The sequence below is a fragment of the Flavobacterium sp. PS2 genome (genome assembly GCF_046250155.1).
In the GTDB taxonomy this organism is placed as follows: Bacteria; Bacteroidota; Bacteroidia; order Flavobacteriales; family Flavobacteriaceae; genus Flavobacterium.
Genome location: NZ_CP176426.1, coordinates 833,819 through 848,774, shown reverse-complemented (window position 1 = coordinate 848,774; position 14,956 = coordinate 833,819). Strand labels below are relative to the sequence as shown.

The 14,956-nt window shown below is 30.1% G+C and carries 11 protein-coding genes; 5 read left to right on the top strand and 6 right to left on the bottom strand.

Features of this window, described 5'->3' with window-relative positions; genetic code table 11:
* Positions 1-79: 79 nt before the first annotated feature.
* The 4 genes from ACJ6WR_RS03570 to ACJ6WR_RS03555 form a co-directional block, all read right to left on the bottom strand.
* Entirely contained in the window at positions 80-2,050 is a 1,971-nt protein-coding gene (locus ACJ6WR_RS03570) for a DUF3857 domain-containing protein (RefSeq protein WP_323489078.1), read from the bottom strand.
* Positions 2,050-3,984, bottom strand: a complete 1,935-nt coding sequence (locus ACJ6WR_RS03565) for a DUF3857 domain-containing protein (protein ID WP_039112584.1) — start codon at positions 3,982-3,984, stop codon at positions 2,050-2,052. Before ACJ6WR_RS03565 ends, ACJ6WR_RS03570 begins: the two co-directional genes overlap by 1 nt.
* The gene (locus tag ACJ6WR_RS03560; protein ID WP_409417064.1) at positions 3,959-7,213 is read right to left on the bottom strand and encodes a tetratricopeptide repeat protein; all 3,255 of its coding nucleotides are present in this window, start codon (positions 7,211-7,213) and stop codon (positions 3,959-3,961) included. Before ACJ6WR_RS03560 ends, ACJ6WR_RS03565 begins: the two co-directional genes overlap by 26 nt.
* A 303-nt stretch (positions 7,214-7,516) precedes the next feature.
* The gene (locus ACJ6WR_RS03555; RefSeq protein ID WP_039112587.1) at positions 7,517-7,951 is read right to left on the bottom strand and encodes a DUF4268 domain-containing protein; all 435 of its coding nucleotides are present in this window, start codon (positions 7,949-7,951) and stop codon (positions 7,517-7,519) included.
* Positions 7,952-8,043: 92 nt separating this feature from the next.
* Here ACJ6WR_RS03555 and ACJ6WR_RS03550 point away from each other — a divergent pair, with 92 nt between their 5' ends.
* The gene (locus tag ACJ6WR_RS03550; RefSeq protein ID WP_086894232.1) at positions 8,044-8,691 is read left to right on the top strand and encodes a CoA pyrophosphatase; all 648 of its coding nucleotides are present in this window, start codon (positions 8,044-8,046) and stop codon (positions 8,689-8,691) included.
* Between the two features lie 231 nt (positions 8,692-8,922).
* Positions 8,923-9,732 (top strand): lysophospholipid acyltransferase family protein, encoded by an 810-nt coding sequence (locus tag ACJ6WR_RS03545; protein ID WP_039112589.1) that lies wholly within the window; start codon positions 8,923-8,925, stop codon positions 9,730-9,732.
* A gap of 130 nt (positions 9,733-9,862) precedes the next feature.
* On the opposite strand, the gene ACJ6WR_RS03540 is transcribed toward ACJ6WR_RS03545, so the two are convergent.
* Together ACJ6WR_RS03540 and ACJ6WR_RS03535 are read right to left on the bottom strand one after the other, a co-directional pair.
* Positions 9,863-10,492, bottom strand: coding sequence for a hypothetical protein (locus tag ACJ6WR_RS03540; RefSeq protein ID WP_039112590.1), 630 nt, complete (start codon positions 10,490-10,492; stop codon positions 9,863-9,865).
* A 7-nt stretch (positions 10,493-10,499) separates the two neighbouring features.
* Positions 10,500-10,994, bottom strand: coding sequence for an RNA polymerase sigma factor (locus ACJ6WR_RS03535; protein ID WP_035623144.1), 495 nt, complete (start codon positions 10,992-10,994; stop codon positions 10,500-10,502).
* A 482-nt stretch (positions 10,995-11,476) separates the two neighbouring features.
* Between ACJ6WR_RS03535 and ACJ6WR_RS03530 the strand changes: the two genes are divergently transcribed.
* The 3 genes from ACJ6WR_RS03530 to ACJ6WR_RS03520 all read left to right on the top strand — a co-directional run bounded on the left by ACJ6WR_RS03530 (position 11,477) and on the right by ACJ6WR_RS03520 (position 14,947).
* Entirely contained in the window at positions 11,477-12,040 is a 564-nt protein-coding gene (locus tag ACJ6WR_RS03530; RefSeq protein WP_039112591.1) for a Crp/Fnr family transcriptional regulator, read from the top strand.
* A gap of 123 nt (positions 12,041-12,163) precedes the next feature.
* On the top strand, positions 12,164-13,378 hold the full coding sequence (locus tag ACJ6WR_RS03525; RefSeq protein WP_409417063.1) for a 3-oxoacyl-[acyl-carrier-protein] synthase III C-terminal domain-containing protein: 1,215 nt from the start codon (positions 12,164-12,166) through the stop codon (positions 13,376-13,378).
* 12 nt (positions 13,379-13,390) lie between these two features.
* Positions 13,391-14,947, top strand: coding sequence for an FAD-dependent monooxygenase (locus ACJ6WR_RS03520; RefSeq protein ID WP_323489082.1), 1,557 nt, complete (start codon positions 13,391-13,393; stop codon positions 14,945-14,947).
* Positions 14,948-14,956 lie beyond the last annotated feature (9 nt).

Here is a 14,956-nt window from a genome sequence, read left to right as displayed (position 1 = left end):
CGCTGTATCGGACTAATAAGGAAGAAATAGAAACTAAATAGAAAACCCGACAGATTTTAAAGTCTGTCGGGTTTTTTGTTTATTTTGAGATAATAACTACAACTTTATTAAAATCTGCGGCTGCATTTATAACTGCTTTGTATTGCTCGAAGCTCGATAAGGGGTAGTTTACGATATTGTAGAACTCACTATTCTCGATTATAACTTCGTTATTGTTCTTAGTGTATTTACTTGTAAAACCAGCTTCGGTTTTGCCGTTTATCTGTGTCTTGAAATCCATATTAAATTTCTCCAGATTTTTTATGGTCGCTCCTTTTGGGAGTATAAGCTTAATTTTTCTTGTGTAGGAATGTGGGTAATCAATTTCTATAGGTAACATTCTTTTATTTTCCTGGTAAAGCTCCATTTGTTTACCAATAGTTTTTCCAGCGGATACTAAGTAATTTGCCCCCGCTTTTTGAATTATTTCTTTTCCATCGAACGTAAGATTAATTATAAAAGGTTTTTTTCCTATAAAATCGGTTCCATCATTTTCGGTAGTTAATGTTTTGAATTCTGTTTGCGAAGTATAATTTTCGGCTATGCTTTTTAGCATGGTTTGGTATTGTTCATCAGAAACAAAATCTTTTATAGGCTGAAAATTTAGTCCTGAATAACCTCCGTAAGTAAATTTACTTGTTATTAATGGGTTTTCTATATCTTTTGTAAAATCTATAGTAATGTCCATGAAATCATGTGTGATTGTAGCATCAGGAATTTCGATAAAATTAATCTCGCTAATTCCCATTTTTACGCCTGCAAATACTTTTTCTTTTATAAATAAACCATTGTTATTTGCTAAGTAAGCGGGAAATAACGGAATACGGAATTCCATTTCTGTTGGGGTAAGATATTTTTTTATTGAAGGGAAATAGAATAAAAATTCGCTTAAGTTTTCATAACTCTCAAAATTTTTATCAAAAGGGATTTCGTATCTGTTTGAAGTAAATACGACGTTGTTCTCGATATTAAAATTCTTTAAAACGGTAACATATAATTTTAAAATATCGATACTACAGGCTTGCTTACTTTTAATTACCTCTGTTAATGTTTCTTTCTGGCTTACATATTTATCGTAAGCAATGCTTTTTTTAATTGTGTTTTCAATATTCCAGATTTGTTCTTGTAAGTCATTTGACTTAGGTATTTTAGAACAAAATTCTGTTATTGCTTTTTGTTGTTTTTTATCTAATTCTGGATTGATGCGTTCATATAAACTTGTAGCATATTCTTTAAAGTTATTGATGTTTTTTGAGCCGCTATAATTATTAGCGTTTAGTTTGTAACGTAGTAATCTTAATTGTACGTCCCAATTTGAGTATGCTTCGTCATTTTTTAAAGCAATGATGTTTTTATCGTTTATGCTCAATACCGTTTTGTTTTCAAACTTTTTATCGTCTAAAACTGGTTCACTTAATCCATTATATGATTTAGTTTTAAAAACGAGGTGTACTGGATAAATTAATTCAAAGTTTAGCTCGGCAATAGGGTATTGCGATTGCATTTTAATTGTTTTACCATCTAATTCTGGCGTTTCTTGCAGGATGTATAATTTCTCGATTACTGCTCCTTTTTCAAGTCCGTTTACAGCAAAATAATGATATTTTAATCCTTTTTCGGCATCAACTTCTTCTTTAATATCTCCTTTGTCTAAGGTTATTACTTTTCCATTTTTTAAAATTACTCTGGCTTTATTAAGCAATAGGGTTTCATCTTCATTAAAAGGGATATAGATTTTATTATTTCTTTCTATTGATTCATCAGAATTGATGTAAATTTTTTCATGAAATAATCGGTATTGTTGAGCTGCTTTTCCTACTACAATAATTTCTATTTTGGTGGTACGATTTAAAATTACTTCTTTTTCGTCTTTGTATTGTTTAGGAATTTCTATCGTGGTTTCTTTCTCTTTCCAATCATAGTCTTTGAAACTGTAATCTTGTGCAAAAAAAACGGAAGTGTTTATAATTGCAATAAAGGTTAAGATTGTTCTTAATAGTTCTTTTTTCATTATTTCTCAGATAAGATTAGGTTCTCGTTGTAGTTGGTTTTTAGTTTTTTTATCGTTTCATTCCAAGCAGCAAAATCAGAATTGATAAGTAATAATTTCTTCTGGCTTAACTCGATATTTAGATATAAAAGATTGTTTTTTAATATGTAAGTAAAATTTGCTTTTATATAATCGTTGTCTAATTCAAAGTTTTTTGGAAGATATTTTATCTTATAATTTTTAGGAATTTCAAGAATATACTGTGTATTGAATTTCGTTAGATATTCAAACTCATATGGAAAAGTTCGGTTTTGGTCTATAACAGCTTTATCTAGATATTTATCCAGAAATAAATTGATATAGACTTCATTATCTACTTTTACGATGTAATTATCTAAATCGAATTTGTAGTTTATTATATAGGCTTTATCTCTGTCATTTACATTTTCCTCGGTGTATTCCTCCAGATTAAACTTGTTGTTGCCTTTTATAACAAGACTTTTTATTCTTTCGAATCGGGCTTTATTTGTTGCATCTCCAATTTGCATTAATGTATGGCTTCTGTCATAACCTGTGCGTGATACTTTTCCTGACCCTATTAATTTATTTTTTGCAATAGTGATGTTTACGGTTTCTTTTATTTCATTTTTTTCGGCAGGTACTATCGGGACTTTAATAATTTTATAGGTACCATTTTCGCCAAACATGGCTTCTTTTCCTTGTATGAATGCTGTAGGGATTCCGTATCGGGTTTGTTTGTCGGTACCGTCTAAAAAGATGTATTCATCATTATTTTTAAAAAGAGCAATCATATGGTTATCAACAGCAGGTGTAGGTAAATCATCGTATGAATAGGGAATACTTCGTGTCCCTATCCAGGCTAGAGTTACATTGCTTACATTGGCATATTTTGCCATACAGGAAATTATGCTTGCCATGTCCTTACAGTCTCCAAATTTTCTCTGAAAAACCAAAGTTGCTTCACGAGGAATAAATCCTTCATAACCGTTTTCAAAAGCGATGTATTTAATGTTCTCTTTTACCCAATAAAAGATGCTTTTTATTTTATCGCTATCTGTTTTCTTATCTTTTGTAATTTCGAGAGATAGCGCTTTTAAGTCGGCATTATCGTCTTTATTTAAATCTTTAACAAAGCCTTTATAATAACCAAATAATTGATTTGTAGTACCTAATACTTCTGTTGGTTTATTGTCTATTTGATACTCTTTTATATAAAACGCAATATGAGGAACCAGATATAAATATCCTGGAGAATTGTCTTCGTATTTTACGGGTTTTATATCGGTTAATGTCCATTTATAAATCCATTTTCCTTTTTTCTCTGTTTTAGAAAATACGATTGTATTTTTAGGATCATTAAAAATCTTAAAATCTATCGAGATATTTTTATCCGTTTTTACTTCTAAGCTTGAATATTGAATTGGTAAATTATTTCCAAAAATGAATCTTTGTAATAAATACGGATCTATAAATTCAGTTTGATAATCATATACTTTTTTTGCACCCGTTTCAAGATTTGGAAATGTAAGCTGACGTTCCATAACATCATTATAAAACACAGAACTTTGTTGCGATTGCTTTTCGTTTGTTTGCGTTACTTTTATTTTTTTCTCTTTTCCGTTATCGTTAATAATGGTGTATGCATCGTAACTTTTTAGTTTTATTAAATCCGAATATGAAAATGATTCTTTGGTGTTTTGAATACCATTTTGGTTAAGAATCATTGATTCATAATGATTATCCTGTATGATTTTTAGTTTTTTATCTTTAATAGATATATCATAAGACTGAACCTCATTCAAAATGAGTTCATTATAATCTGGATACAAAATTTTATAGTCCTTAAGTGATTTCTGAGCAGAACTCGTTAATACAAAAGACGCAAAAAAAGCAATATATAAGAGGTGTTTATTTAGCAATATTGACCAATTCATTTGAATCGTATTTTTTTGTTAATACTAGCTTTCCTTCTTTATAAATTAATGTGTTCCCGTGTAACTCACCATTTTTATAAGCAGACTTAAGCCAAGGTTTTCCATCTTCTTTAAAATATTCCTGAATGCCTTCGAAGTCATTTTTTACAAAATGCTCTTTCTTATATATTTTACCATTTGCATAATATTCAATACGATCTCCGTCTAGAATACTATTTTTGTACATAGATTCATATTCAGGTTTACTCTCCATATTGTAAATGACTAATTTACCGTCTAGATTTCCTTTTAAGAGATTCAGTTGTATCGCAACTTTTCCGTTAGGGTAATAAGAACTAACTTCAGCTGTTTCGTTCTCTATAATTACTTTATCATTTAGTTCGCCTGTTTTACTTTTGCGGGTATAATACATAGGCTGATTATTTGTATAGCCAATAGCTAATATAGGTTCCCCTTTTTGATTGTAATAAATGTATTCCCCTTCCGTTAATCCGTCGAGTTCGTTATATTCTGATAATTTAGTTTTATTGTGGTAATAACGAATGGTTTTTCCGTTTTCATCCCCAAAAGTGTACTCGGTTGTAAGCCTTAAATTACCCACTAAATCGTATTGTTTACTCATACCATTTATATCTCCAGAATAATAATTACTATCGGTATAAATACTACCAGATGGGCTATACGATTTGTATGAATTATGTAATTTGCCATTAAGATATTCGGCTGTAGTAATAGGAGTATTTAGTTTGTCTTTTAATGTATAAGCACCGTTAAATACTCCATTTTTTAGGTTGTAATCCTGAATAACTGTACCATTATTATGTGATAAAACAAATTTTCCTGTTTTATTCTTATAATCAATTTCATTCTCTTTAATTCCTTTTTGATTATAGTATTCTTTACTAATCAAATAACCATCAACATAATTATCGATGATAGAGATTACTCCATTTTGAGAATAGCTATATTTTTTGAAATTCAAATCTCCATTTACAAAATAGCCCTCAATACTTGTTGTTCCATCAGAATAAAAAGATTTAAAAGGTCCGTTTTGAGTGTTGTTTTGATAATAGAAAGTTCTGTTTAATTTGTTATCCTCGTATACTTCAAAAGTTCCATTTATTGTATCATTTGCATAATTTCGGATGTTGTCTATATTTCCATTCTGATTATAAGCAGTATATAAACCATGCAGTTTACCTCGGGAATAAAACTCTTTAGATTTAGGGCTGCCAGATCTATAGTTATAATTCCATTCGCCATTTTTATTACCTTTCTCATAATTACCATAAACTACTACTTTTCCTTCGTAAGTTTTAATTTCAAAAGGTTTTTGTGACAGACTTATTTCTTTAGGTTTTGCATTTTTATCAGAATATTGTAATCCGTATTTTAATTCTCCAGATTTGTATTTTTCATCATAATATTTATTACCATTGATGTCAAAATAACTGTATGCTTCTAATTGCCCTTTTTGGTCGTATGTTAATTCAGTGGATTTTTTACCATTCGGGAAGTAATCATTTAATTTTACTATTTTACCTGCTGAAAAAGTACTTTCTCTTTCTAGAGTTTTATTACTGTAATAGGATTTGTATGTATCCTGTACAACACCATTTTTATAGGTAACTTCATTTTTTACTGTTTTGCCATCATGGTATTGAACAGATTTTCCGTCGACTACATCATTAACATAATTCGCACTCTCTACTATATCACCAGCTACATTGTACTCTAAGTAATTCCCGTTTAATTTTCCGTTTTCATACCCTGTTTCAGATTTTTTTCCACCGTTTTGATACAAACAAATTAGCTTTCCGTTACGTTTTCCACCAGTGAAAGTTATCTCGCAATTTTTCCCTCCATTAGGATAATAAGAAGTGCATATTCCATCTAAAAGACCATCTTTATAATTTTCGACTAAGTCTATAGATCCATTTTTATAATATGTTGTTCTGGTACCTTCTAACTTTCCATTTATAAAATATTTTTCTTCGCTTAGGTTTCCTTTGTCATCATAATATTTTTGATGTCCATCTAATAAATTATTCTTAAAGTTGATTTCTCCTTTAAGATTTCCATCACTATTTAAGTATTTATATTTTCCTTCTGATTTTCCATTTATTTGCGGACCAATAAGATAAGGTCTGCCGTTTTCTAATGTTATCACAACATCTTCTTGTTTTCCAAAAACATCTAAGTTTCTCTTAGCATATTTTGACCAAAAGCTTTTTTTAATGTAGTTTTCATTAAAAGAGGTGATTTTCTTTACGTTCTTGGTTAATGTTTTTCCTAACTTTTCTTCCATTGATACTAACATATAATAGGAGAATCCTTCAAATTGGTTTTCTTCCATCATGGTTTTTACCCATGGAATATAAATAGTTTCAAAAAAACCATCACCCATTTTGTGCTCTAATGTATATTCGGCAACTGCCTGAACTTGACGTGTTATAACATCATCGATATTAGACTTTACTTTGTAAGCACTTTTTAAAGGCAATTGGTTTCTAAGTATAGTTTCTATTTCTTCAAAATTATCTCCTGTTTTAGAAAAAACAACTTTGCTTTCGTCAAGATAATTTTGACCATATTTAGCATTTAATTTTAAAATAGCAGCTTCTGCATATGGGCCAGTTGGAGCAATTATAAGGTAGCTCATTAAAGCAAGTGTGCCTTCGGTTATTTTTCCGTTCTCTAATGCAATCGATCCCAAGAAAAAGTGAGATGAAGGGTGGTTAGGATTATTTGTAATTATGCGTTCAAGTATATCAACACTTTTTTGTGTTTCTCCTTTTCGAACATACAGAATTGCAAGATTATATAGAAATGAAGAAGAGTTAGGTAAGTATTTTTCTCCTTCTTTAAAAATTTTCTCTGATTTGTCATACTCTTTTTCATCACTCAAATAATTAGCATAAACCGCGTAAAGTTCAGGGAACTCGGGCATTACATTTTTAGTGTATAAGCTTTCGATAAAGGATTTGAATTCTTCCTTTTTATCAGATTGTCGAAGGCTAATTGCTTTTTCATATTGAGCATTAAAGAATTTAGGATCAGTTTTACTGATTTTTTCATACTCCTTAATTGCTTCATCATATTTTTTTGCATCGTGTAGAGAGATTCCTTTTTTAAGTATGGAATCATTATTATAAACGAATGCGTAATTTGTTTGAGAATAAGTTTTAGCAAATGAAACTAAAATAATTGCGAGTAAAATTTTTTTCATTGATTAGGTTTAATTTTGTCAAATATAAAAATTTTATTAACGTTTGTAAGAAATTAAGTGTTTTAATTTGAGTTTTTTTGCTGATATTAATTTGTTGTTTTTGAAGCTAAACAAAACTGATTTTTAGCTTTTATCGCAATAATTAGTAACTAAAAAAACAAACCCGATAAGTTATAAAACTTGTCGGGTTTGTTTGTTCCTTTTTATAAAATTATATTGCCACAATTCATAGAACCTTTGTTTCTTTGAACCTTTAGACGCACTGCTGTGCATCTCTACAGGAAAACCTTCGAAACTCTGAATCTACTCAATATCCTTAATAAATTCATCGTACTCTAGATAAAACATTTCCAGTGCATTCATTTTCTCGTAATAGAAATCAAAAATAGCATCCCAATAATTACGATTGCTAAAACCAACTCCAAGTTTTTCAACCCAAATTCGGCTAATAGTTTTTCCGCTTTCCAGTGTGTATTCTTTTTCGAAAATTAGATCTTTAATAAATTCTTCTTCCAGAATATTTTTTAAGGCTTCTAGCTTTTCATAGTAAGCATTTCGTTTTTCATCACTACGATGTTCGATATCTATTAAGACTTGTGCTTTTTTATTATCGACATAAAATTTAAATGAAAAATCTTTTATTTTGGTATCATAAAGCACCCATTTTCGAGGATATTTTTCTGCGAAAGAAACCCAGAATTCTCGTTTTAATTTTTGTGATTCTTCTTTACTATACATTTTTATTGGCTTAAGATCTAGAAAATTTGTGAGACACCATTTTCTAAAGTATATTTATATATTATTTGAGACTACAAAAATAGACTTTGATTATGGATTTTCAAGACTTTTTACATTTTGTTCCCAATTTTGCGCATGCAAAACTTCCAGCTATTGATGCTCACTTAAAAATGGCACCTTTGGAAAGAGTAGAGTCCTTGATAAATCAGGATATGAATACTAAGAACCCAAGAATTGCTGCGGTTATGATGTTGTTTTATCCCAAAAACGGAAAAACACATTTGGTATTAATTGTTCGTAATGCCTATAATGGAGTTCACTCGTCACAAATAGCTTTTCCTGGTGGGAAATATGAACTCGAAGATGAAAATTATGAGCAAACTGCTTTAAGGGAAACATATGAAGAAGTAGGAGTTTCACCTGAAAAGATTAAGGTATTAAAGGCTTTTACACCTATGTATATTCCACCTAGTAATTTTATGGTACATCCTTTTCTTGGAGTTTGTAATGAGGAAATTCATTTTTATCCAGATTCTAGAGAGGTTGCTGATATTATTGAGTTGCCACTTTTAGTTTTTTTAGATGATGAAATAGTTATTGATACCATTTTATCAACTTCGTATGCGGCTAATATTTCGGTTCCGGCTTTTAAGATAGAAAATCATATTGTTTGGGGAGCTACTGCTATGATATTAAGTGAATTGAAAGATTTTTTAAAAGAGAATTTTGTAACCAAATAGTTTTAGCACGGTATTTAAAAGCTCACACCTTAGGTAAAAGTAATAGAAAGTCTTATTTTTTTAAGATACAATTATTTAACATAAAGAGACGTTTATTTTTAATAATTGACAGTATTAATGCTGATATTAAATAAGTTGCAATTTGCATTCATAGACTAGTTTCTACTTGGTACGACAAAAATAAATTTCGTAAGTTTGTCCTTCTAATTTTTCAAAATAACACATAAATTTATGGGATTGTTTAAAAGAAATCCTTTTGGTCATATATTATTCATTAAAAAATGGTTAATTCGAGTTTTTGGAGCAGTTACGCACAGACGCTATCGTGGTTTTAATGAATTACAAATTGATGGCTCAGAAATTATAAGAAGCTTACCCGATACAAATGTTCTTTTTATATCCAATCATCAGACTTATTTTGCCGATGTTGTGGCTATGTTTCATGTTTTTAACGCAAGTTTAAGTGGGAGAGAGGATAATATAAAAAATGTAGGTTATCTATGGCAACCTAAAATGAATATTTATTACGTTGCTGCCAAAGAAACAATGAGAGCAGGGTTGCTACCAAGAATTTTATCTTATGTAGGAGCAATTACAGTAGAGCGTACTTGGCGTGCTAAAGGCGTAGATGTTACCGAAAAAAGAGAAGTAAACCCAAATGATACCGAAAATATTAAAATGGCACTTAATGATGGTTGGGTAATTACGTTTCCGCAAGGAACAACCAAATCATTTAAGCCAGTTCGTAAAGGTACAGCACATATTATTAAAGAACACCGACCAATAGTAGTTCCGATTGTGATAGATGGTTTCCGTCGTTCTTTTGACAAAAAAGGATTACGATTGAAAAAGAAAGGAATTCTGCAATCATTTATTATCAAAGAGCCACTTGTTATTGACTATGATAATGAAACTATAGAAGAGATTGTTGAAAAAGTAGAATTTGCTATCGAACAACATCCTTCATTTTTAAAAGTTATTCCATCTGAAGAACTAAAAGTTCAGGAAGAACTAAATCAAATGCGTAGATGGGATTATTAGTTTTCCAAGTAAATGATTTTTGTAAAAAGGGAGATGTAAATATATTTTACATCTCCCTTTTTAGTTTTATAGTATTTCTATTTGCAAAAGTCTTTGAGTCTTTGTAACTCTGTCCCTTTGAACCTTATGATTATAAATCAATCTTTTTAAGTTCTTTATAATTAGAGTACAATCTTCGTAGTAACGTACCATATATAAGTCTGTAAAAACACCAGAAGAGCCCTAGGAATCCAAGAGTCACTAATAGTAAAATTCCTATTACCATTAACATTACCGTTGCGTTGGTAGCAATCTTTTCTTTAAGATAATTCATTTCTGGGCTTGAAAAAGCAATAAAGAAACTTATAACAGAACTTAAAACAGCCATTGCCAAGTTGTACCAAACGTAGTATTGAACCGTTTTTCGGGTTTTTAAAATACTACTCATTAGTAATTTTGTAGATTTTGTTGTAGAAATTGTTGTGTAGTTCTTATAGAAAAAATACACAAAAATTAATACTACTACATAATTAAAGTAAGTTATTACTTCAAGATATAGTATGTATTCAGGATGATTGATTTGTTTTAAAAAATCATCAATGCTAAATACAAAATTTGATATTGTCCAAAATAATATTTCTAGAAGACTTATAACTAAAATCCATTTCACAATCGAAGACGATTTTTTATGAATCATGTTATAAATTTCAACTTCAGATACTTGATGAAAAGTGTCTGCCGTTTTGTTCCAATCTTTTTTTAGTAAATCCAGTTCTTTCATAATTTTTTTAAGGATTTAATATTTTTTTAAGTTTCCCTTTAATTCTATTCATTTTCACTCGTGCATTCACTTCACTAATACCCAACGTTTCGGCAATTTCCTGATAATCTTTATCTTCAAGATACATAAAAACCAATGCCTTTTCGATATCGTTTAGTTGGTAAACGGCTTTGTACATTAACTTAATTTGTTCTTCTTCCTCATAGTTGTAATCAACTTCTTTTATAAAATGTTGGTGATTTTCAAACTCTACAGTTGCTATCGAGCGTTTCGTTTTTCGATATAAAGTAATAGCAGTATTTAACGCGACACGATAGGTCCAGGTAGAGAATTTGCTGTCGCCCCTAAATTTTGGGTATGCTTTCCATAGCTGAATCGTAATTTCCTGAAACAAATCTTTGTGAGCATCTTGGTTGGCAGTATATAATCTACAAATCTTGTGGATTATATTCTGGTTTGCCTGCAATTGCACAACAAATGAATGTTCTAAATTATCGCTCATAAATATATTAGTGTTAGGAACACTGATTTTGTTACAAAGTACATCTTTTTATTTTATATTTTTTTGATATTAATACTTCATAATAGAATTATTGCTGCAAGGTTTATATCATGAGAAGAATATTTCCATAATAAGATTATTACTAGCTTATAAATTCAAGGTTCTTATTTTTATTTTAACAAAAGAAAAAGAATGTAAGGCAAAATTAACAATTTATGTCTTCGTATATCTTTATAAATTGTAAGAATAGTTATAATTTCGCGTTTCAGAAACTTAGTAATTCAATAATCTAAAATGAACACTCAGTCTGTATCAAATATAAAAGCATCATTATATTGGTGTAAATTAAAAACTTTGAAAAATATTTAGCGAAACAACTAATAGTTTCTTTTTGACTGTCAAGTACATTTGATTATCTGAATATAAACATAAAATATGCTGTATTAGTAAGCAACGTAATTTGAATCTTAATTTTATAATAAATGCTAACTAGAATATCTAATACTCATCCTGAGCTGGGTGATATTATTGCTAATTACAAAGAATTTTGGTCAGAAATAAATTTGCCGTCTAAGCGAACCGTTTTAAAAGAAGGAGATGTTTCTAATACGCTATACTTTGTAGTAAAAGGAAGTATGCGACTTTCTAATAACAATAACGGTAATGAAATAACGATACAGTTTTTCTTTGAAAATGATTTTGTTGCTTCTTTTGAGAGTTTTTTAAAAGATACTCCCAGTTTTTTTAGCTTAGATACTATAGAAAATACGACAGTTTTGGTAATTAGAAAGGAACATTGGAAAATTATCATGGATGAAAACCCTTCGTTAAAAGAACTATTTTTTGATTTTACTTCGGATAGATTTATTAATTATATACATCATTTTTTATCTTATATAAAAGAGAAACCCGAAGAACGATATCAAAATTTGTTAAAAAACAAATCACATATATTGCAACGTGTTCCTTTGCAATATATCGCTTCCTATTTAGGAATTACTACGGTATCTTTAAGCCGGATTCGAGCGAGGAAAAGTAAAAAATAAGGTTTCCAATGTAATTGAGATATTTTAAGGGTGGGTTTTTTGTACGTTTTTAATTAACAATTGTTAATTTTTAAAAAACAAATTTGACTGAAATTTGTTTAAAACTAACCCCCCCCAAAAAAAATGAACAAAAAAATTATTTTATTTAATTTCCAACCTATCCTTGTAGGGAAATTAATTGACCAAAGGAAACTTAATGAATACACTAAATTTCTTTACCATCATTTTCAAAACCAATCTGTTTTATCGCTTGCTGGAGAAGACGAGGTATCAACCAGCTTTGAGTTTGTCTCAGATCAAGTTGATAAGTATTCTATTTCTCCCGAAAACATTAGTCAAAGGCAGATTTTAATTTTTGAAGAAGTAGCCCAGTTTATTGAAAACGAAATGGATGGTGTTTCACATTTAGATTATCAATACCCTAATAGTCTTACGAATGAGTCTGGCGATTTGTGTATCCCTAAAATAGGGAACCGCATGCAATGGTTTAAAGAAAAAATGAGTTATGTTTTTGACGAATTTTATTCTAAAACAGTAACTGCTCCAGAAAATCTCGTGCATGTTACATGTTCTGGTTATGCCTCACCTAGTGTAGCTCAAGAAGCCGTTATAAAAAGAGAATGGGAAACAGCTCAAGTAACACATTCTTATCAAATGGGATGTTATGGAGCTTTTCCGGCGATTCGTACAGCAAGCAGTTTAATCAGCGCTAGTCCTGGTAACGGAAGGGTTGATGTTATTCATACAGAACTATTGTCTGCCCATCTTAATTTAACTGAATTTTCTATCTCTAATACTATGATTTGCTCTCTTTTTGCAGACGGATTTATTGGATATTCTTTACTCGAAGAAGAGGCTTTCATGAGTGATGATAGTATAGAGGAGAAAAAAGGATTGCGTGTTTTGGCCTCACATGAAGTTATTATACCAGATTCTTTAGAAGATATGTCATGGGATTTAGGGGAGTTTAATTTTATAATGACACTTTCTAAGCGAGTTCCTGTTTTTATTCGTAAAAATATCAAATCATTTTTGTCAGTACTTTGTGAAAAAGCAGGTATAAATCTTGAAGAAGAAAAATACAATATGCATTTTGCAATTCATCCTGGTGGTCCTAAAATAATTGATTATGTAGTTGACGAAATAGGAGTTTTTAAAGAACAAGCCCGCTGGTCTTACGAAATATTACGTCGCCAAGGTAATATGTCATCAGCAACAGTACCTCATATTTTTAATGAAATTATAAATGATCCAACAATAAAACAAGGGACAAAAATTGTAGCAATGGCATTTGGGCCAGGACTTACAGCAACAGCCTTGTTAGTCGAAAAATTATAATTTAAATATCATATGGAAGAAGTATATGATGTAATAATAGCAGGATGTGGCCCCACAGGAGCCACATTTGCTAATTATTTTGGCAAGCAAAATTTAAAGGTTTTACTCTTTGATAGGGGAGCGGATATTATCGAATATCCTAGAGCTGTACACATTGATGAAGACGTAATTAGAATTTTTCAGGAATTAGGACTTTATGAAGGAATGAAAAAAGATGCGATAAAGCCTTTTGTAAATTATTCATTAGTTTCAAAAAAAGATAAGCTGCTTTTTCAGTTTCAACCCAATTCAAGTATTTCCGAAGACATTCCTGATTGTAGTTGGATTTTACAGCCTGAAATAGAGAAACATTTGCGAAACGGGTTTTTGCAGTATCCAAATGTCGAATTTTTAAAAGAAACAACTTGGAGTGATTTAGATAAAAAAGTAGATACAGTTTCTTTGGTATTAACCAATAATAGAAAGGAATCTATAAATGTAAAAGGTAAATTTCTTATTGCCTGCGACGGAGGTAGAAGTGCCATTCGAAAAAAGATGAATATAGCTGTTCATGATTTTGGATTTAAAAAAGAATGGTTTGTTGTTGATACAAATTATACAGGAAAAAAGATTTTCTCCGAAGATCATAAACAATATTGTGATCCAAACCAACCTATGACCTATGTAAATGGGGTTAAAGATCATTTTAGGTGGGAATTTATGATTTCTAAAAAACATGCTAAATTTTCTGATGAAATGCTGGCAGATACGATGATTCCAAGATTGGCATCTCATTTTCCTATACATGATTTTGAAATTATTAGAAAGAAAAAATATGTATTCCATACTTTAGTAGCTAAGGAATGGCGTTCAGACACTGTTTTTCTTGCAGGTGATGCAGCACATCAAATGCCACCTTTTTTAGGGCAAGGTATGTGTTCTGGTATAAAAGATGCTAAAAACTTATCCTGGAAGATTGTTAGCGCTTGTACTAATTTTAATGTAGCAACAAATGAATTATTAGATTCTTATTACAAGGAAAGAGCACCGCAGGTAGAAAAAATAATAAAAGTGGCTTCTGTTTTAGGTGGATTTATTCAGTATTCTAATCCTATTTTGGCATCTTTTAGGAATGGATTCTTGCGATTGCTGAATGTTTTGCCCAGCAAACCTATTGATGCACTTATAGAAAAATATCTTTATGGTTTAGAGGTCAAAAATTTTTCAAAATTAAAGCATCCTTTGGTAGGCAAACGAATCCCTCAACCCCTTGTTATTTTAAAAAATCAAAGAAAAGTATATTTAGATGAATTATGTGGTTTTCATTGGGTTGTGCTATTTCGTTCAGATTGCAAAATAATCCCTTTTAACCCTTCAGGTTTTTTAAAATACATTTCGCTAGTGGAAGATTTTTCGGATTCCTCGATCGAGATTAAATCTGTTTTTTTTAATAAATGGATGATTAAAAATAAAGTAGATTTTGTTGTAATCAGACCTGATAAATTCATTTTCGATATCGGAAAAGTTAAGGATTATGACGAGATTATCAGAAACATTGATTCTTATATTAATAAAATTAGTTCAAATTAAATAAAAAGC